General features: G+C 40.3%; 25 protein-coding genes. 21 read left to right on the forward strand and 4 right to left on the reverse strand.

What is annotated here, in order from left to right:
• The first annotated feature begins 6 nt into the window (after window positions 1-6).
• The 3 genes from I6F42_RS15010 to I6F42_RS15020 all read left to right on the forward strand — a co-directional run bounded on the left by I6F42_RS15010 (window position 7) and on the right by I6F42_RS15020 (window position 4,406).
• Entirely contained in the window at window positions 7-3,585 is a 3,579-nt protein-coding gene (locus I6F42_RS15010; protein WP_197152664.1) for a M1 family aminopeptidase, read from the forward strand.
• Between the two features lie 183 nt (window positions 3,586-3,768).
• Complete coding sequence (locus I6F42_RS15015) at window positions 3,769-4,080, forward strand: Bor family protein (RefSeq protein WP_101163388.1); 312 nt, start codon at window positions 3,769-3,771, stop codon at window positions 4,078-4,080.
• Complete coding sequence (locus I6F42_RS15020) at window positions 4,077-4,406, forward strand: Bor/Iss family lipoprotein (RefSeq protein WP_010554921.1); 330 nt, start codon at window positions 4,077-4,079, stop codon at window positions 4,404-4,406. Before I6F42_RS15015 ends, I6F42_RS15020 begins: the two co-directional genes overlap by 4 nt.
• Before the next feature lie 57 nt (window positions 4,407-4,463).
• Here the strand turns inward: I6F42_RS15020 and I6F42_RS15025 are convergent, their stop codons facing one another.
• The 4 genes from I6F42_RS15025 to I6F42_RS15040 all read right to left on the reverse strand — a co-directional run bounded on the left by I6F42_RS15025 (window position 4,464) and on the right by I6F42_RS15040 (window position 7,374).
• A complete protein-coding gene (locus I6F42_RS15025) occupies window positions 4,464-5,144 on the reverse strand; it encodes a TorF family putative porin (RefSeq protein WP_197152666.1) in 681 nt (226 codons plus the stop codon).
• Window positions 5,145-5,421: 277 nt separating this feature from the next.
• Window positions 5,422-6,585 carry a hypothetical protein gene (locus I6F42_RS15030; protein WP_010554919.1) on the reverse strand — a complete coding sequence of 388 codons (1,164 nt, stop codon included), beginning with the start codon at window positions 6,583-6,585 and terminating at the stop codon, window positions 5,422-5,424.
• Between the two features lie 155 nt (window positions 6,586-6,740).
• Entirely contained in the window at window positions 6,741-6,941 is a 201-nt protein-coding gene (locus I6F42_RS15035) for a helix-turn-helix transcriptional regulator (protein ID WP_010554918.1), read from the reverse strand.
• A 61-nt stretch (window positions 6,942-7,002) separates the two neighbouring features.
• Window positions 7,003-7,374 carry a hypothetical protein gene (locus I6F42_RS15040; protein ID WP_010554917.1) on the reverse strand — a complete coding sequence of 124 codons (372 nt, stop codon included), beginning with the start codon at window positions 7,372-7,374 and terminating at the stop codon, window positions 7,003-7,005.
• 235 nt (window positions 7,375-7,609) lie between these two features.
• Between I6F42_RS15040 and I6F42_RS15045 the strand changes: the two genes are divergently transcribed.
• From I6F42_RS15045 to rplQ, 18 genes are all read left to right on the forward strand, one after another.
• Window positions 7,610-9,580: an AsmA family protein gene (locus I6F42_RS15045; protein ID WP_197152668.1), complete on the forward strand. Its 1,971-nt coding sequence runs from the start codon at window positions 7,610-7,612 to the stop codon at window positions 9,578-9,580.
• 273 nt (window positions 9,581-9,853) lie between these two features.
• A complete protein-coding gene (gene rplN, locus I6F42_RS15050; protein WP_002959498.1) occupies window positions 9,854-10,222 on the forward strand; it encodes a 50S ribosomal protein L14 in 369 nt (122 codons plus the stop codon).
• A gap of 10 nt (window positions 10,223-10,232) precedes the next feature.
• The gene (gene rplX / locus I6F42_RS15055) at window positions 10,233-10,547 is read left to right on the forward strand and encodes a 50S ribosomal protein L24 (protein WP_002959496.1); all 315 of its coding nucleotides are present in this window, start codon (window positions 10,233-10,235) and stop codon (window positions 10,545-10,547) included.
• Window positions 10,548-10,563: 16 nt separating this feature from the next.
• A complete protein-coding gene (gene rplE, locus I6F42_RS15060) occupies window positions 10,564-11,103 on the forward strand; it encodes a 50S ribosomal protein L5 (RefSeq protein WP_010554915.1) in 540 nt (179 codons plus the stop codon).
• Between the two features lie 10 nt (window positions 11,104-11,113).
• Window positions 11,114-11,419 (forward strand): 30S ribosomal protein S14, encoded by a 306-nt coding sequence (gene rpsN / locus I6F42_RS15065; RefSeq protein WP_010554914.1) that lies wholly within the window; start codon window positions 11,114-11,116, stop codon window positions 11,417-11,419.
• Window positions 11,420-11,440: 21 nt separating this feature from the next.
• Window positions 11,441-11,833 (forward strand): 30S ribosomal protein S8, encoded by a 393-nt coding sequence (gene rpsH / locus I6F42_RS15070; protein WP_007584660.1) that lies wholly within the window; start codon window positions 11,441-11,443, stop codon window positions 11,831-11,833.
• Between the two features lie 13 nt (window positions 11,834-11,846).
• Window positions 11,847-12,380, forward strand: a complete 534-nt coding sequence (gene rplF / locus I6F42_RS15075) for a 50S ribosomal protein L6 (protein ID WP_002959488.1) — start codon at window positions 11,847-11,849, stop codon at window positions 12,378-12,380.
• A 9-nt stretch (window positions 12,381-12,389) separates the two neighbouring features.
• Window positions 12,390-12,740, forward strand: a complete 351-nt coding sequence (gene rplR / locus I6F42_RS15080; RefSeq protein ID WP_002959486.1) for a 50S ribosomal protein L18 — start codon at window positions 12,390-12,392, stop codon at window positions 12,738-12,740.
• Between the two features lie 9 nt (window positions 12,741-12,749).
• Window positions 12,750-13,256, forward strand: coding sequence for a 30S ribosomal protein S5 (gene rpsE / locus I6F42_RS15085; RefSeq protein ID WP_002959485.1), 507 nt, complete (start codon window positions 12,750-12,752; stop codon window positions 13,254-13,256).
• A 2-nt stretch (window positions 13,257-13,258) separates the two neighbouring features.
• Window positions 13,259-13,441: a 50S ribosomal protein L30 gene (gene rpmD, locus I6F42_RS15090; RefSeq protein ID WP_002959482.1), complete on the forward strand. Its 183-nt coding sequence runs from the start codon at window positions 13,259-13,261 to the stop codon at window positions 13,439-13,441.
• A 4-nt stretch (window positions 13,442-13,445) separates the two neighbouring features.
• Entirely contained in the window at window positions 13,446-13,880 is a 435-nt protein-coding gene (gene rplO, locus I6F42_RS15095; protein WP_002959480.1) for a 50S ribosomal protein L15, read from the forward strand.
• A gap of 10 nt (window positions 13,881-13,890) precedes the next feature.
• Entirely contained in the window at window positions 13,891-15,219 is a 1,329-nt protein-coding gene (gene secY / locus I6F42_RS15100; protein WP_007584663.1) for a preprotein translocase subunit SecY, read from the forward strand.
• Window positions 15,220-15,241: 22 nt separating this feature from the next.
• Window positions 15,242-15,355: a 50S ribosomal protein L36 gene (gene rpmJ, locus I6F42_RS15105; protein ID WP_002959476.1), complete on the forward strand. Its 114-nt coding sequence runs from the start codon at window positions 15,242-15,244 to the stop codon at window positions 15,353-15,355.
• Between the two features lie 124 nt (window positions 15,356-15,479).
• Window positions 15,480-15,836, forward strand: coding sequence for a 30S ribosomal protein S13 (rpsM, locus tag I6F42_RS15110; RefSeq protein ID WP_007584664.1), 357 nt, complete (start codon window positions 15,480-15,482; stop codon window positions 15,834-15,836).
• A gap of 12 nt (window positions 15,837-15,848) precedes the next feature.
• Window positions 15,849-16,235 carry a 30S ribosomal protein S11 gene (rpsK, locus tag I6F42_RS15115; protein ID WP_002959471.1) on the forward strand — a complete coding sequence of 129 codons (387 nt, stop codon included), beginning with the start codon at window positions 15,849-15,851 and terminating at the stop codon, window positions 16,233-16,235.
• A gap of 21 nt (window positions 16,236-16,256) precedes the next feature.
• On the forward strand, window positions 16,257-16,877 hold the full coding sequence (gene rpsD / locus I6F42_RS15120) for a 30S ribosomal protein S4 (RefSeq protein WP_002959461.1): 621 nt from the start codon (window positions 16,257-16,259) through the stop codon (window positions 16,875-16,877).
• Window positions 16,878-16,901: 24 nt separating this feature from the next.
• The gene (locus I6F42_RS15125) at window positions 16,902-17,888 is read left to right on the forward strand and encodes a DNA-directed RNA polymerase subunit alpha (protein ID WP_002959452.1); all 987 of its coding nucleotides are present in this window, start codon (window positions 16,902-16,904) and stop codon (window positions 17,886-17,888) included.
• Between the two features lie 39 nt (window positions 17,889-17,927).
• A complete protein-coding gene (gene rplQ / locus I6F42_RS15130) occupies window positions 17,928-18,329 on the forward strand; it encodes a 50S ribosomal protein L17 (RefSeq protein WP_002959450.1) in 402 nt (133 codons plus the stop codon).
• Window positions 18,330-19,101: the final 772 nt, after the last annotated feature.

Genomic DNA, 19,101 nt, shown 5'->3' on the forward strand with positions numbered 1-19,101 from the left:
GGCGTTATGTTTTTTAATATGCTCGCGTTTGAGCTGCGTTATTTCGCGCGTCAGCCTTCGTTTTATGTGACCTCATTAATCTTCTTTTTTATGGCGTTTTTTATAAGCTCTAGTAGTAAGTTCCCGTTAGGTGGGGCGAATGTTCATATGAACTCGCCTTTCTCTATTATGCTTTTAACCGTTACATTTTGTACACTCGCTATGTTTTTAGTGGTTAACTTTGTTGCCAGCTCTGCTATTCGCAACAGTGAAAGCAAAATGGATGAGCTGGTTTTTAGTAAGCCTGTTAATCCTGTGCCTTATCAAGCAGGGCGTTTTTTTGGTTCTTACTTAGTTGTACTTATTGTATTTTTAAGCGTGCCATTGGGTGTGTTTTTAGGGTCGCAATTTGGTTTATTAGTTGGCTGGCTCGATGGCGAATTGATTGGTCCTAATAAGCTAATGTACTACGCTGCGCCTTATCTTTATTTAGCAGTGCCAAGTTTACTGGTGCTTTCGGCTATTTTTAATAGTGTAGCGGTCTATTTTAAAACCATGATGTCGGTGTATGTAGCAGCTGTTGTGATTTTTATAGCCTATCAAATTGCCGGCGTTTACTTTGATGATTTAGCATTTAGAAATATTGTTGTTTACGCCGACCCATTTGGCTCTGGTTCGTTAATTGATTTAACACGTTATTGGACTGTAAATGATAAAAACACAGAAGTGCTAACGCTCACAGGTGACCTTTTAGTTAACCGTATATTGTGGGTGGCAATCAGTGTTGCAATGTTTTTTGGCCTTGGAAAGCTAAGCAATCGCATAGTAACTAAAAAACAGAAGAAGCAATTTAAAGTCTCTGCTTTTGTACAAAATAAACAAGCTGCACTTATCAATAGTGCTAAAAATTATAAATCAGCGGGGGTTAGTACTAAATCTCAGCTAATAATGCGCAGTATATTCGAACTTAAACAAGTTATATTTAGCGCGCCATTTATGATTTTAGCGGGTGTAAGCATTGTAACGCTTATGATTCCTTTGTTTGCGCCTATTGGTGCTTATGGCACTACTAACTGGCCTTTAACTCAGAATATGGTCAATATTATTAGTGGTATTTCCGGTTTATTTTTGTTTGTTATTATCGCTTTTTATAGTGCTGAGCTTGTATGGCGAGAGCGACAAAGTGGCATGGGCGATATTGTTGACAGCTTTCCGGTGCATAATAGTGTTTTTTGGGTGTCAAAAATACTGGCTTTAATCGCCGCTATTTCTGGGTTGTTTCTAGTGGGAATGATACTCACAATTACAGTTCAGTTATTTAAAGGTCAATTTAATTTAGAGCTAGGACAGTATTTATTTAGGATTGTTTATTTATCGATTTTACCGTTGATTATGCTGACGGTACTTGCCTTCTTTTTGCAGATTATTAGCCCGAATAAATATGTAGGAATGGGTTTGTTTATTTTGTATTACATAGCGCAAAAAGTGATGGGTTCTTATGGGTTTGAGCACCATATGTATCATTTTTCTCAAAGCAGTAGTGTACCGTATTCTGATATAAATGGTTATGGGCACTTTTTACAAGGCGCGCATTGGTACATATTATATTGGGGCGCGTTAAGCCTTGTTTTAGCGATTGTTGGGTTTGCGTTGTGGCATCGTGGTCCTTCACAAACGCTGCGCACACGCCTGTCTATGCTTCGTTATAATATGTCGTTAAAAGGGCAAGCGATTGCGGTTATTAGTGCATTAGTGTTTGTTGGTGCAGGCTACAATATTTATAACAACACAAGAGTTTTGAACGAGTTTACTACGAGCGATGAGTTTCAAGACAAGCAAATAAGTTATGAGCAGCAGTTTGCACAATACAAAGACTTAGCACTACCTATGGTGACCGATGTTGACTTAACTGTTGATATTTATCCAAAAAAGCGTGCTTTAAGTGCTGTGGCAAAAATTAAATTTACTAATACCTCTAACGAGCCAATTACGCGAGTGTTAATAAGCTCACCTCAACACGCTAAAAGTTGGGATGTAGCCATGGCAGGCGGTAAGATAGTTGAAAAATTACCAGCGCTTTATTCAGCATGGTTTGAGTTTGATCAACCGCTTATGCCAAACGAAATAAGAGAAGGGCAACTGTCGGTTACTCGCGATCACAAAGGCTTTACTGATCAAGGTTCTGATACACAATTAGTTGCCAATGGCACTTTTATTAATAACTTGGAACTCCTCCCTAGCTTTGGTTATAGCCGTGGTTTACAGGTAGCTGATAAATTTGAACGCCGTAAGCATGATTTACCAGAACTTGAACGTGCCCATAAGCTAGAAGACAGTCAGTACTATACACAAAGTAATTTTGGTGCAGCTAATGGGTTTATTAACTTTAAGGCAACGGTAACAACCGACGAGTCGCAATTTGCTATTACCCCAGGGTATTTACAAAGTGAAAGTGTAAAAGACGGGCGCCGCACTTTTGTTTATGAAATGGATGCGCCTATTTTAAACTTTTATGCGGTGCTTTCGGCAGAGCTTGAAAGTAAAAAGGTTGAGCATAATGGGGTAAATATTGAGGTGTATTACCACAAAAATCATGCATGGAATATTGACCGTATGATTGAGTCAGTACAAGACTCGATAGATTACTTTACACAAGCATTTGGGCCGTATCAGCATAAACAGCTACGTATAATTGAATTTCCTAAGTATCGCTCGTTTGCACAAAGTTTTGCCAATACAGTCCCTTACTCAGAAAGCATGGGGTTTATTACAGACTTAAGAGATGAGAGTAAAGTTGACTACCCTTACTATGTTACCGCACATGAAGTAGCGCACCAGTGGTGGGGGCATCAAGTATCGGCGGCTAATGTAGAGGGCAGTGCCGTTATGTCAGAAACGCTTTCACAATACAGTGCGCTAATGGTGCTAAGAAAACGCTTTGGCGCAGAGAAGCTACGTAAGTTTTTAAAATATGAGCTTGATAGGTACTTAATAGGGCGTACAGGGGAAGCCTTTGAAGAAATGCCACTATATAAAACACAGTCGCAACAATATCTTCATTACAATAAAGGATCAGTTGCGATGATGGCGATTTATGATCGTTTAGGTGAAAAACGTTTAAACAATGCACTCAAAGCATTTTTAAATGAATTTCAGTACCAGTCAACGCCATACCCAACTACGCTTGATTTACTTAGCTATTTAAAACAAGACGCAACGCAAGCTGAACAAAGCTTTATTGATGATCAGTTTAAATATATAACGCTTTATGAGCTTGAAATGAAAGAAGTGTCGGTTACCGATGATGTTGATAGCGAAGGTTTTTATACTGTAACACTTAGCGTAGAAGCCGTTAAACAGCGTGCGGATGGCCAAGGTGAAGAAACTGAACAGCCGCTCGATGAGCTAGTTGATATTGCATTGTTTAGCGACGACCCTGAAAACTTACTAGCTGAAGACTTTGTTATTTACTCGAAAAAGCATCAAATAGTATCTGGTACCAATACTATTGAGCTTAAAGTAAAAGAAAAACCATTATTTGCGGGGGTAGATCCTTACATTAAGCTGGTCGACAAAGACAGTAAAAATAATTTAGCTAAATTCTAACGTCTATTTATTTACTAACCACTTAAGTTGACTACTTTAAGGGCCGCATTTATGCGGCCTTTATGTGTAATAAACTGTATAAAACTTCATAGCGTTTCTACATATTCCCCACAGCTTTTTACGCTAATATTTTATGTTCTCTTATAAAGTTACCTTACTGGTATTTAGTTTATAAGGAAGAGTATGAAACCATTAATTATAGGGGCGATAGCATTAAGCCTCAGTGCTTGTTCTGCGGTAACCATTCAGCCACAGGCAACAGCAAAAATAACGAGCCAAGCTAATTTCGAAGATAGCCGCCCATTTTATTTATGGGGATTAGTGGGTGAGCAGCGGGTAGACGTAAAACAAATATGTTCAAATACACCGGTTATTCAAATGCAGTCACAACAAACGTTTAGTGATGGAGCGCTGAGTTTAATTACGCTTGGAATATACTCGCCCCATACCATTAAAGTGTGGTGCCAAGAGCAAATACTAGGGGAGACATTATGAGCATCAAGCTATTTGCAGCCGGTTGCACACTGATTATTTTAACGGGGTGTACAAATATTTACTTTGATAACGGTATACAGAGCAAAGTAAGCAATAAAACGCTAAAAAGCTCACAGTGGCATCATAATTTTGCACTTGCGTTGTACGAGGGATCAGAGCCGTTAGATTTAACAACACATTGCCCACAAGGTGAATGGCAAAGCGTTCATACGTATAAATCGTTTGCTAATGGTTTAGCTGAGGTGGTTGTGAATCAAATCGGCCCAGCTTGGTACCCTAAAACAGTCGAAGTACAATGTAATAAGGTACCATTTAAAGCTAAATAGCTATAAAACAAGAAAAGGGCCAAAAGGCCCTTCGTGTTGCAGCAAGTAACACATTTTTTATAAAGTAAAGTCTACAGCGTAGCCTACATATACTTTAATATCATCGATATCTGTATCAGATAATCCAAAAGTAAAACCATCTTTTGAAATTGATACGCCGTAATCAAGAATATTACTATCGCCAATAAAGTCACCTGAATAATGACCTATATGCAGTGCCATTTCAGTGCCGTTACTACCAATCGGAAAGGCGTAATCGGCGTTAAGATATAATGAATCACCAAAGTCAGTACCATCACCGCTAGCATCTGTTGTTGCTAGAATTGAAGCACCAAACGTAAAGCTTTCAATGCTGAGACTACCGTAAATTTCAGAGAAATCTGCGTCTGCTTCAGAGGCTGCGTCTGGGTAAGCGTAATAAATATAACCAACATCGTAGCTAACACTTTCGTTAATGTCGCCACCAAAGCCTGCATATAAGTCAAGTTCATAGGTCATTTCATCTGCCCACGATGCATTTGAAGCCCAAGTACCTGCATAAAAGCCCGATTCATTGGCGTAATCAATACCGCCTGAAATAGCTGCATCGCCCCCAGTTTGCTCTTGACCACGCCATAAGTAGTTTGATGTTGCCGCTGCATTAGCAGTTACTTCAGCATGTACGGCTGTTGACGTTAAAGATGTTGCGCCCATTAATGCTATAGCACTGATAGCGATGGTTTTTTTTAGTTTTAGCATGTCCATTTCCCGTTATATGATTTTTGCTCGCCAAGGTTTTTATTATGTAATCGGAACCTTTAGGCTGACGGCTTTTTATTGTTTAACTAACGGGATAATTGCACTGTATGTGCCAGCTTCATTATTTTTTATTAAAAATTATTTTTTATTTATTAAAAACATGAGCTTGAATTTTATGAATAGGATGGGGATATAACATGAAGGAAGATGTTGCGCACATTGCTGGTGCATAAATTAACCTAGCCGCACCATAAAAGTACGGCTAAATTAGAAGATTTTAACCGAATATAGTGCGCATAAGGCTAATTGTTTCGTTTACGCTGCGACCTTTTTGTACTTCACTCACAATTGAATCACGTTTACTGCGAATATGCTCAGGAATATCGTCAGCAGCAAGTGCACGGTCTACTAGAATTTCTGCAGACTCTTTACCTCTACGCTGAGTTTTACCTGTTGTAGTTGTAGTACGTTTAGGCTTGGTTAGCAGTTTAATGTAGTTAGAGTTATCTGGTGTTTTAGCATCAGCGTAGTGAAAGAAACATGGAATTAATGCTTTAATAGCAACCAATTGTTCTTCTAACTCATTACTAGGTTTAGCCATTTTGTACCATGACATAGCTTGAATACCTTTTACGATATCTTGCCAGTAACGCTCAAAATCACTATTTTTAAGTTTAGAAACACCAAGGGCACCACATAATGCATCTAATCGATTATTTGTAATCGGAGTAAATAAATCAGGGCGACGCATTGCAAGCAGTCGTGTTGCAGGCGCAAGTGTTGGTTTTTCGTTGTTGTCGGTGAATATTTTTGAATAAGCAACAACAAATTGTTGATATTCGTATTGAGTAATATCACCTTCAAGTGGAATATTCACTAGTGCATCGTCAAAAGCACCTGGTAAATCACCAAGCATTTGATGGAAGCTCTTTGCACTTTTTGTAGATGCAAACCATTCAACGTCAAAGTTGTATGTGCTTGGATCAAGTGATGCCATGTGCTTACCGCTAAACGCAAGTAAGTCTTCAGGAATCATATCTTTAAGAGACTGTTCACGAATGCTTTTGATGTAGTCTACCAAACGAAGCTGTTCATCAAGTGCAATAACGTCTTTGTGTTGTTCTACAAATACACTTACAACAGGCCACGGAGCAATACGTAAAGTTTTAACCTGTAAAAAGCTGATAGCTGAAATAAGCTGATCGTGTAGCTTCTTAAGTACTGGTAACTGCTGTGGCTCTAGCAAATCGTAGTTCATACGATCTCTGCTTGCACTTAGCAATTCGTAACACCAAGGTAAAAAATCATCAGGGTGGTTTTCTACTTTCACGGCCATAAGGTTAAGGCTTAACTCTGAAGATTGCTTCAGAATGTTCTGATAGATTTGATTTTCTTGTTCGCCTAGCGTCATTTTTGACGGTGAAATTAGCAGTTTTTTCATGCCTTGTAGAATCTCCGGTTTAGATATATATTTTTTTGCTGGTCTATTTTAGCGCAATTACGCTAATAACAACAGCGCTGTCCTCCATACGTTGTAATTGAAGTGACTAAATCGGTATTTTTGCTAATAAAATGAGACTAATGCTTTAACATGTATCAATCATTTTCATCCAGTACAAAGAGGCTTTCAACTGAGGTATTAAAATGCTTTGCTATTTTTAGAGCAATTATTACCGACGGCGTAAACCGGTTTGTTTCTACGGTACTTATTGTTTTGCGCGACACGTTAATAGCATCAGCAAGTTCTTGCTGTGAAAGCCCGGCCTCTTTACGAAATTTTGCTATGTTATTTTGCACTTTGACTCCTAATCACGGCTTTGCCAAAGGGTTGATATTCCATATACTAAGAGCATAATACCTAAGTAAAATATTGCCATATTTGCATGCGAAACCTCGCTAGGTATTGAATCGTTATTATACAAAACACCAAGAAGGCAAACCCCAAATGCACAACTTGTATGTTTATAGGATTAATGTCAATGGTGTTTAGAAACTCATCTTTATAAGCGTATTTAAAATACATTTTTAGCGGAAAGCCTGCTTTAATCATAAAAATAGCGGTTACAACCATATAAAATAAAACGCTCATTCCAACAATTATCATCCCTTCTATATTATGGTTAGTTAGTGAGTAAACACTGAGAAGTAAACAAACTACGCCAGCGCTTATACAAAACCGTATATTATGTCTCATAAATTGTTCTTCTGTTTTTATATCTTGTTGTTTCATAGTAATCATCCTGTAATTGTATTGAGTATTTTTTGTAACCTCTAGGTATCAATGCAACCTAGAGGTATCGATGGCGCAATATTTATTTGTAACCTAAAGGTATCAAAATGTTTCAGGAAAGATTCATATAGAACAGGTAAAGTAGTTTTAGTGGCTTTTTTACATCAACTACAATGATTTTAAGGCTAACACTCGCTATGATAAGAACATTATTTGCACGTTTGAAAGGACGATCATGAAAACCTTACTTAAAATTGTAGGTGTAATACTTTTACTATGTATAGCACTAATTGTTGCCGCACCGTTTTTAATCCCTACTGATACTATTTTTAATAAAGTGTCTGAGCAGGTAGAACAAACAACTGGACGCACTCTTACTATTAAAGGTGATAAAACACTTAGCGTATTCCCTGCATTAAAGTTAGAACTTAACGACGTGCATTTTGCAAATATGGAATCAGGTTCGCGCGCCGATATGGCGAGTATGAAACAGCTTGCTGTACACATACCTTGGTTTTCATTATTTGGTGGTGAGTTTAAATTAGATAAGTTTGTTATAAATGAACCAAATATCCTATTAGAAACTGACAAAAATGGTAAAGCTAATTGGCAGTTGTTTGATGCAGTTGCAGAGCAACCTAAAGAGCAAAGCCAATCAGGTGAAGCTATAAAGCTTCCAGATAACTTTGATATTGAGTTAGGCGAGGTCGCTATTTATGGCGGCACATTTACTTATTTAGATGGTCTAACAGGTGCTAAGCAACAAATTAGTGATTTAGAACTCGCTATTTTACTTCCATCACTTCGTAAAACATTAGAAGTAAAAGGGGGTATTACTTATATGCAGGAGCGTTTTGAGCTTGATATAAAATTAGATACTCCTGCTAAAGCAATTGAAGGTGCTACTTTTAATGTTAAACAAACCTTAGATTCTCGTTTAGTTGATCTAACGTTCGAAGGGAGCATCGCGGGGCAAGGACAAGATATTAAAGGTCAGTTATCACTAAGCGGTGAGTCTGTTAAAAGTATTGCAAAATGGCAAGGTGTAGAGTTAAACGCTAAAGACAATGCTTTTAACGCATTTAGTGTAAACGGTAAAATGCACCTAGCAGGTGAGAAATTTAATTTAGAAGATTTAGTTGCGACGTTAGACGCATTGGAAATAAAAGGTAAGAGCGAGCTTAACCTAGGTAAGCGTTTAGCTGTAAATGCTGATATTGATTTAGGTATGCTTGATTTAAACCCGTACCTACCTGAAGCAGTAGCAAAACAAGAAGAGCCAGTAGAGCAAAATGATAAGCCTGCAGAGCCAATAGTATGGGATGACACTAAAATTGATCTAAGTGCGTTAAATTCACTAGATGCGAATGTAGTTATTCGTTCAAGTGGATTAAAAGCTAACGATATTAAGTTGGGCGCAAATCAATTTACTGTTGCTTTAAAAAATAGCATTGCAAAACTAAGCCTAGATAGCTTTTCTGCTTATGAAGGGTCAGGTAAAGGCGTTATCAATGTAAACGCACAACAAGTACCTTATAAAATATCAACTAACTTTGACTTAGCTGGTATAGATGCACAGCCTTTATTAACTGATGCGGCAGGTTTTGACAAGCTAATGGGTAAGGGGTCTTTAAATTGGAACCTAAACACAACTGGCCAAAGTCAAAAGTCATTTATTGGTGCGCTTAACGGAAAACTTGGATTTGAGTTTGCTGATGGAGCCGTAAAAGGTGCGAATATAGCTGAGATGGTTCGTAAAGGTAAGGAACTCATTTCAGGGAACTTTGGTGCTGCGTCTGAAGGGCTGGATACTGGGTTTGAAGAATCAGAGCAAACAGATTTCTCTGCACTAACTGGAAGTTTTAACTTTACTAATGGTGTTGGTAAAAATACTGATTTATCACTTATTAGCCCACTCGTTAGAATATCAGGTGAAGGCGATGTTGATTTACCACAAACAACAGTTAATTACCGTTTGGTTACAGGCATAGTTGGATCAATCGAAGGACAGGGAACCACTGATGACAGCACTGGTTTTAAAATACCACTACGTATAAAAGGGCCTTTCCACGATGTTGGTATAAAGCTTGATGTAGGCAATGCGCTTAAAGATGAAGCTAAGCAGAAGGTTGATGAGGCAAAAGAAAAAGCCAAAGACAAAGCAAAGGATAAGATTAAAGATAAATTAAAAGGTTTATTCGGTTAATCATCTATAGTCAAAACAAACAAGGCACTTATATAGTGCTTTGTTTGTTTTGTAACCACCTGTAAAATAGCTACATAGCCGTAATTACTCAACTTTAATAACCGTACGCTCTAAATTAATTAAAAAATAACCTATCACTACCCCCTCAATGCTGGTACAATTGCCCGCCCTTAAGAGACAACTCGTTTGTTTTTTGATTGGGATTTAATCGAAATGTCTGATTTTTAAACGAATTTTAGACACGTTGTAATTACTACACCGGAGGTCATTAACATGATCCAAATGCAAACTCAGCTGGAAGTTGCTGATAACAGCGGCGCTCGCAAAGTGCAGTGTATAAAAGTCCTTGGTGGTTCACACCGTCGCTACGCAGCGATTGGCGACATCATTAAAGTTTCTGTAAAAGAAGCTATTCCTCGCGGTAAAGTGAAGAAAGGTGATGTTAAAAACGCGGTAGTTGTGCGTACCAGAAAAGGTGTTCGCCGTCCAGATGGTTCTTTGATCCGTTTTGACAGCAACGCGGCTGTTATCTTAAATGATAACTTGCAGCCAATTGGTACACGTATTTTCGGCCCTGTGACTCGCGAACTTCGTAATGATAAGTTCATGAAAATCGTTTCACTAGCCCCAGAAGTACTGTAAGGAGCCAATCATGGCAGCAAAAATACGTCGTGATGACGAAGTAATCGTACTAGCAGGTAAAGACAAAGGTAAGCGCGGAAAAGTGCTTTCAGTTGTTACTGAATCTGGTCGAATCTTTGTCGAAGGCATAAACTTGATCAAGAAACACCAAAAGCCGGTTCCACAATTGAACCAAGCTGGCGGCATTGTTGAGAAAGAAGCATCTATGGATGCATCAAACGTTGCGATCTTCAACTCGGAAACGAGTAAAGCTGATCGTGTAGGTTTCAAGATTGAAGATGGTAAGAAATTACGTATCTTTAAATCTACTGGTAAAACTATCTAATAGTTGGAGTAGAATGATGGCGAAACTGCATGAAGTATATAAAGACAAAGTAGTTGCGGAACTTCAAGAGAAGTTTGGTTTCAGCTCTGTCATGCAAGTCCCTCAGATCGAAAAGATCACATTGAATATGGGCGTGGGCGAAGCCCTAGCTGACAAGAAGATTTTAGATAACGCAGTAGCGGATCTAGCAGCAATCTCTGGTCAGAAACCTCTAATCACTAAAGCACGCAAATCTGTTGCTGGCTTCAAAGTGCGTGAAGGTTACCCGATTGGTTGTAAAGTAACCCTACGCGGCGAGCGTATGTGGGACTTTTTTGAGCGTTTGGTATCAATCGCTATCCCACGTATTCGTGACTTCCGTGGCGTAAGTGCTAAGTCTTTTGATGGACGTGGCAACTACAGCATGGGCGTACGTGAACAAATCATCTTCCCAGAAATCGATTACGATAAAGTAGACCGTGTACGCGGTATGGATATTACTATCACTACTTCTGCGAAATCTGATGAGGAAGGCCGTGCGTTGTTAGAAGCGTTTAACTTCCCATTTAAGAAATAAGGGTAGGGTTATGGCAAAGAATTCTATGAAAGCGCGCGAAGCAAAGCGCACAAAACTAGTTGCTCAGTTCGCTGAAAAGCGCGCGGCACTAAAAGCTATCATCAGTGATGTTAACACATCTGAAGATGATCGTTGGGACGCGGTACTTAAGCTACAAGCTTTACCTCGTGATTCTAGCCCTGCACGTCAACGTAATCGTTGTAACATTACGGGCCGCCCACATGGTTTCCTTCGCAAATTCGGCATGAGCCGTATTAAAGTTCGCGAAGCAGCTATGCGCGGTGAAATTCCTGGCCTTAAAAAGGCTAGCTGGTAATAGAATCATGGGAGTAAGACTATGAGCTTGCAAGATCCTATCGCGGATTTGTTTACACGAATTCGTAACGGTCAATCAGCGAAGAAAGTATCTGTAACGATGCCAACTTCAAAGCTGAAAGTAGCATTAGCTAAAGTACTAAAAGACGAAGGTTATATCGTAGATTTCGCCGTTAACGGTGAAACTAAACCTGAGCTTTCTATCGAGTTGAAGTACTTCGAAGGCAAAGCTGTAATTGAAAATATCCAGCGTGTAAGTCGCCCTGGTCTACGTATCTATAAGAAACGTGACCAATTACCTAAGGTAATGGGTGGTCTTGGTATCGCTATCGTATCAACTTCTAAAGGCCTAATGACAGACCGCACAGCACGTAGTGCTGGTGTTGGTGGTGAAATCATTGGTTTTGTAGCTTAATCGGAGGGGAACTATGTCTCGCATAGCAAAGGCACCAATTACTGTTCCTGCCGGTGTAGAAGTTACATTAAAAGGCCAGGAAATCACAGTTAAAGGCAAAAACGGTGAACTTACTCGTACTATCAACAACGCTGTTGAAGTACAAGTTAATGACAACGTTATTACTACTTTACCTCGTGATGGCGTAGCTAATGCATGGGCTCAAGCAGGTACTGCTCGCGCTCTAATCAACAACATGGTTGTTGGTACGCATGAAGGTTACGAGAAGAAACTTCAGTTAGTAGGCGTGGGTTACCGTGCTGCAGCTAAGGGTAAAACATTAGATTTAACTCTTGGCTTCTCACACCCAGTTAATTTCGCAGTTCCTGAAGGAATTACGATTGAAACTCCAAGCCAAACAGAAGTTCTAGTTAAGGGCGTAGACAAGCAGTTAGTTGGTCAAACAGCTGCTAACATTCGTGCATACCGTAAACCTGAGCCTTATAAAGGTAAGGGTGTTCGTTATTCAGATGAGAATGTACGCCGTAAAGAGGCTAAGAAGAAGTAAGGTAAGACGATGGATAAAAAAACAGCTCGTCTACGTCGTGCTAAACGCACTCGTAGAAATTATATTGAACAAGGCACAACGCGTCTTGTTATCCACCGCACGCCACGTCACATATACGCTCAAGTAGTAAATGCTGAGGGTAATGTACTGGCTGCTGCTTCTACTGTTGAAAAGGCTATTAGCGAAACAGTTAAAGGCACCGGTAACGTTGAAGCTGCGCAAGCAGTTGGCAAAGCGGTTGCTGAACGTGCGGCTGACAAAGGCATCGAAAAGATTGCTTTTGATCGCAGTGGCTTTAAATATCACGGCCGTGTGAAGGCGCTAGCTGATGCTGCGCGTGAAGCCGGTTTGCAATTCTAGGAGTAGACTATGGCTAACGTAGAAGCAAAGCAACAACAGCCTGATCTAGCTGAAAAGCTAATCGCGGTGAACCGTGTGTCTAAAGTAGTTAAAGGTGGTCGTATCTTTAGCTTTACTGCACTAACTGTAGTTGGTGATGGCGCAGGTAAAGTAGGTTTCGGTTATGGTAAAGCACGTGAAGTTCCAGCTGCTATTCAAAAAGCAATGGAAAAAGCACGTCGTAACATGATCAACGTAGACCTAAATGGCAACACATTACAGCATCCTGTTAAGGGACGTCATGCTGGCTCACTAGTGTTCATGAAACCAGCATCTGAAGGTACTGGTATCATTGCAGGTGGTGCTATGCGTGCAGTACTAGAAGTTACTGGTGTGCAGAACGTACTTTCTAAATGTTACGGTTCTACTAACCCGATCAACGTGGTACGTGCAACGATTTCGGCTCTTGAGAATATGAATTCTCCACAGTCAATCGCTGCTAAACGTGGCCTTCGCGTAGACGAAATACTGGGGTAACCATGGCAAATCAAACTGTAAAAGTAACACAAGTAAAAAGCTCTATCGGTCGTTTACCGAAACATAAAGCTACATTACGCGGTCTTGGTTTACGTCGTATCAACCACACTGTTGAGTTAGAAGACACAGCATGTGTACGTGGTATGATAAACAAGGTTTCTTACATGGTTAAGGTAGAGGGTTAATTCGATGCATTTGAATACACTTTCACCTGCTGCAGGTTCAAAAACTGCTCCAAAACGTGTTGGTCGTGGTATCGGTTCTGGTCTAGGTAAGACTGGCGGCCGTGGTCACAAAGGTCAAAAATCACGTTCTGGCGGCAAAGTACGCGTTGGTTTTGAAGGCGGTCAAATGCCTATGCAACGTCGTCTACCTAAATTTGGTTTTACTTCTCGCAAATCTTTAGTATCTGCAGAAATAAACCTTTTTGAAATCGCTAAAGTAGAAGGCGATGTGGTAGACCTAAGCGCGTTACAAGCAGCTGGTCTAGTTAAAAAGAACGTTCTTTTCGTTAAAGTTGTTAAATCTGGCGAAGTTTCACGCGCTGTTACCGTTAAAGGCCTTAAAGCCTCTAAAGGTGCTCGCGAAGCTATTGAAGCTGCCGGAGGCAAGGTAGAAGACTAAGGAAGTACTAATGGCTAAACCAGGTCAAGATACAAAAAGTGCACAAGGTGGACTTTCGGAATTGAAGCGCCGATTACTCTTCGTATTGGGTGCTATCATAATTTACCGTCTAGGTTCATTTGTGCCGATCCCTGGGATTGACGCCGCTGTACTTGCCGATTTCTTCGAGCAACAAAAGGGCACCATTGTTGAGATGTTCAACATGTTCAGTGGTGGTGCACTTGAGCGAGCTTCAGTGTTAGCACTGGGTATTATGCCGTATATCTCGGCTTCGATTATTACGCAACTATTAACGCATATGTATCCTCCGTTTATAGAGCTTAAGAAAGAAGGTGAGCAAGGGCGTAAAAAAATTAGCCAGTACACACGCTATGGCACGCTTGTGCTAGCTACTATTCAATCAATCGGTATTGCTTCTAGCTTACCGGGCATGATGGAGGGGTTAGTTGTTAACCCTGGTATGGGTTTCTATTTCACCGCAGTGGTGAGTTTAGTAACTGGTACTATGTTCCTTATGTGGTTGGGTGAACAAATAACAGAGCGCGGTATCGGTAACGGTATCTCTGTTCTAATATTTGTTGGTATTGTAGCTAACTTGCCGTCTGCTATTGGTTCGACAGTCGAAATGGCGCGCCAAGGTGATTTGAATGTTTTTGTACTGTTGATGGTTGCGGTAATCGTATTCGCTGTTACTTATCTTGTAGTGTTTTTCGAACGTGGACAACGTCGTATTGTTGTTAACTACGCTAAACGCCAACAAGGTCGTCAAGTATTTGCTGCTCAAAGCACGCATTTACCACTAAAAGTAAATATGGCGGGTGTTATTCCACCAATCTTCGCTAGCAGTATAATTCTGTTCCCTGGTACAATTGCTAGCTGGTTCGGCCAAGGTGAAGGTCCAGTCGCTGATGTATTACAAGCTGTTGCTACTACGTTGACCCCAGGTCAACCGTTGTACTCACTTGTTTTAGCTGCGGCTATTATCTTCTTCTGCTTTTTCTACACAGCGTTGGTTTTTAACCCACGTGAAACAGCAGATAACCTTAAGAAATCTGGCGCATTTATCCCAGGTATTCGTCCAGGTGAGCAGACATCTAAATACATTGATAAAGTGATGACACGCCTGACATTGGCAGGTGCTTTGTATATAACCTTTATCTGTCTGGTGCCTGAATTCATGACGATGGCGTGGCAAACGCCATTCTACTTCGGCGGTACATCAGTTTTGATTATCGTTGTAGTGATCATGGACTTTATGGCACAAGTACAGACTCACCTGATGTCTCATCAGTATGATTCTGTGCTGAAAAAAGCGAACCTTAAAGGCTACGGTCGATAAGGTCAGTTTACGGAGTTGAGCAATGAAAGTACGTGCTTCCGTTAAGAAAATATGCCGTAACTGTAAAGTTATTAAACGTGCTGGTGTAGTACGCGTAATTTGCAGTGAGCCTAAGCATAAGCAAAGGCAAGGTTAAGTAAACAGCGTGCAGGCTGAGTTCTCTCGGCCTGTGTTTTTAGTAGTAATTTGGTCTTCGTTTGAGTATCCTTACGGGCTTTTCAAACAGATGATTACCAAATTCGAATATAGGAGATGTGTTAGTGGCCCGTATTGCTGGCATTAACGTCCCTGATCATAAACATGCAGTTATTGGTTTAACAGCTATTTATGGCATAGGTAAGACTCGCTCTAAGGCTATCTTAGTAGCGACTGGTATCGCCGAAACCACAAAAATCGGTGAACTTTCAGACGAAATTCTTGACGTACTGCGTGATGCAGTTGGCAAGTACACTGTTGAAGGTGATCTTCGTCGTGAAGTTACTTTAAATATCAAGCGCCTTATGGACCTTGGTTGTTATCGTGGCCTACGTCACCGTCGCTCTTTACCACTACGTGGTCAAAGAACTAAGACTAACGCGCGCACCCGCAAGGGTCCTCGTAAGCCTATTAAGCGATAAGGGGATAGTATTATGGCTAAGACACCAATTCGTCGTAAAAAGGTTAAAAAACAAGTTGCTGATGGTATGGCTCATGTTCATGCGTCTTTCAACAACACTATTGTAACGATTACCGACCGTCAAGGTAATGCACTATCATGGGCTACTGCCGGTGGTTCAGGTTTCCGTGGTTCACGTAAATCTACACCATTTGCTGCTCAGGTTGCTGCAGAGCGTGCAGGTACTGCTGCTCAAGAATACGGTTTAAAAAATCTAGAAGTTTTCATCAAAGGTCCAGGTCCAGGTCGTGAATCTGCTGTACGTGCTTTGAATGCTGCTGGTTACCGTATTACCAACATTACTGACGTGACGCCTATACCACATAATGGTTGTCGTCCACCGAAGAAACGTCGCGTTTAACAATAGGTTAGGAGAAATAACATGGCAAGATATTTGGGCCCTAAGCTCAAGCTGAGTCGTCGTGAAGGTACTGACCTGTTCCTTAAGAGCGGCGTAAGAGCTATCGACTCTAAGTGTAAACTTGAGACTGCACCTGGTCAGCACGGCGCCCGTAAAGGTCGTTTATCTGATTACGGTTTACAATTACGTGAAAAGCAAAAAGTACGTCGTATATACGGTGTATTAGAAAAGCAATTCCGTAACTACTACAAAGAAGCTGCTCGCCTTAAAGGTAATACAGGTGAAAACTTGTTACAGCTTTTAGAGCAACGTTTAGACAATGTTGTATATCGCATGGGTTTTGCTAGCACACGTGCAGAAGCACGTCAGTTAGTAAGCCATAAAGCGATTTTAGTTAATGGTCGTGTTGTGAACATTCCTTCATACGTAATTACTCCAGAAGATACTGTTGTAATCCGTGAGAAGTCTAAGACACAAGCACGTATCATCGCTGCTCTAGAGTTGGCTGAGCAACGTGAAAAGCCGACTTGGGTTGAAGTTGACGGTAAGAAATTGGAAGGCAGCTTTAAGCGTCTACCTGAGCGTTCAGACCTGTCTGCGGACATTAATGAACAACTAATCGTCGAACTTTACTCTAAGTAAAGTTAAGAGTTAAGAGAGGATAAAATGCAGGGTTCTGTTACAGAATTTCTAAAACCAAGGTTAGTCGACATCGACGCTATCAACCCAACGCGTTCTAAAATAGTTTTAGAACCATTAGAGCGTGGCTTTGGCCATACTCTGGGTAATGCTTTACGCCGTATATTACTTTCATCTATGCCTGGATGTGCAGTAACTGAAGTTGAAATCGACGGTGTATTACATGAGTACAGCGCGAAAGAAGGCGTTCAAGAAGACATCATTGAAATACTATTAAACCTTAAAGGTTTAGCAGTAACGTTAGAAGGCAAAGATGAAGTTTTTCTGACCCTGACTAAATCTGGTGTAGGCCCTGTTACTGCGGCTGATATTCAGCACGATGGCGATGTAACAATTGCTAATCCAGATCACGTTATTTGTAATTTAACTACAAATAACAGCGAGATCAGCATGCGTATTCGTGTTGAACGTGGTCGTGGTTATGTGCCGGCATCTAGTCGTTTATCCTCTGATGACGATGAGCGTCCAATTGGTAGATTGTTGCTTGATGCATCATTTAGCCCAGTTGAACGTATTGCGTACTCGGTTGAATCAGCTCGAGTTGAGCAACGTACAGATTTAGACAAGTTAATCATTGATATGGAAACAAACGGCACTTTAGATCCAGAAGAAGCGATCCGCCGTGCGTCTACTATCTTAGCTGAGCAATTAGATGCATTCGTAGATTTACGTGATGTAACTGAGCCAGAAGAGAAAGAAGAGAAGCCAGAATTCGATCCTATTCTACTTCGTCCAGTTGATGACCTTGAATTAACAGTACGCTCAGCAAATTGTTTGAAAGCCGAGCAAATTCAATATATCGGTGATTTAGTTCAGCGCACTGAAGTTGAGCTTCTTAAAACACCTAATTTAGGTAAGAAGTCTCTAACTGAAATTAAAGACGTGCTAGCTTCACGTGGACTTTCTCTGGGCATGCGCCTAGAAAATTGGCCACCTGCAAGTTTAGCTGAATAATCTAAATCACTATATTAGTTTAGTTAGAAGGATAGGGTCATGCGCCATCGTAAGAGTGGTCGTCAATTAAACCGTAACAGTAGCCATCGTAAAGCGATGTTTAGCAATATGGCAGGTTCTTTGGTGAAACATGAAATCATCAAAACTACTTTGCCTAAAGCGAAAGAGTTACGTCGTGTAATTGAACCTTTAATCACACTGGCTAAGACTGACAGTGTAGCAAATCGCCGTTTAGCGTTTGCTCGCACGCGTGATAATGAAGTTGTTGGTAAATTATTCAGTGAAATCGGTCCACGTAACGCGGATCGTCCAGGTGGTTACACTCGTATTCTTAAGTGTGGCTTCCGTACTGGTGATAATGCACCAATGGCTTATATTGAACTAGTTGGTCGCCCAGCGACTAGCGAAGCAGTTCAAGAAGACGCACAGTCTGCAGAGTAAGTCTTAAAGAAACCTAAAAGCCGAGCCTATGCTCGGCTTTTTCTTGCCTAAAATTTGTCAAACTATATGAACCAGTAATTACTTTCTATTATGGGCAATGACTCATAGATTCTGAATTGATAAGTTGTTTTGACAGCTGCTTTAATAGCTCTACCTAATTACTCTTTATTTACCATTCATTCAAAATAGCCTATCAGATTCTAGTTAAAGAGCATTTCCACTATATATTGTGATTTACAGCTATTAATAATACCGCCGCGAATTGAGCTACAATTAGAGCAATCCCTAACGAAGTTTCTACTTATAGAGCTGATTAAAAGATATAACGTGCGTACTCTTATAAATATACCGGTACTAAGAACCTCAGAGTAAAGTTAACCATTACGGCCTAAGTAAACTTCCTCCTAAAATATGTAAAACTATTATTAAACATAGGCTGATCAATTTAATTCTCAGCTTTTGATTAATTTAAATGATTATAGGAATACGACTCTTGCTCTATTGGTTGTTTTTTCCGGATCGATGATCGAAATATGTCTCTACCCGTTAGTAGTTGCCACAACTTTCATTTCAGATAGCTCTATGAACCTATTAATAATGGTAGTTTAGTTGTGTTTTTGAGCGTTTAGCTCAAATACTCAGCGAACAGCACTTTATTTCAAGTTTTCTTCAAAAAAGGGTTGATCTGTTTTCGGATCTCCCTATAATGCGACCCCACTGAGACGGGAAACGCCAACGCATAGCGAGGCACGAACTACTCAGAGAGTTAAAT

The sequence above is a fragment of the Pseudoalteromonas sp. SWYJZ12 genome (genome assembly GCF_015864395.1).
In the GTDB taxonomy this organism is placed as follows: Bacteria; Pseudomonadota; Gammaproteobacteria; order Enterobacterales; family Alteromonadaceae; genus Pseudoalteromonas; species Pseudoalteromonas arctica.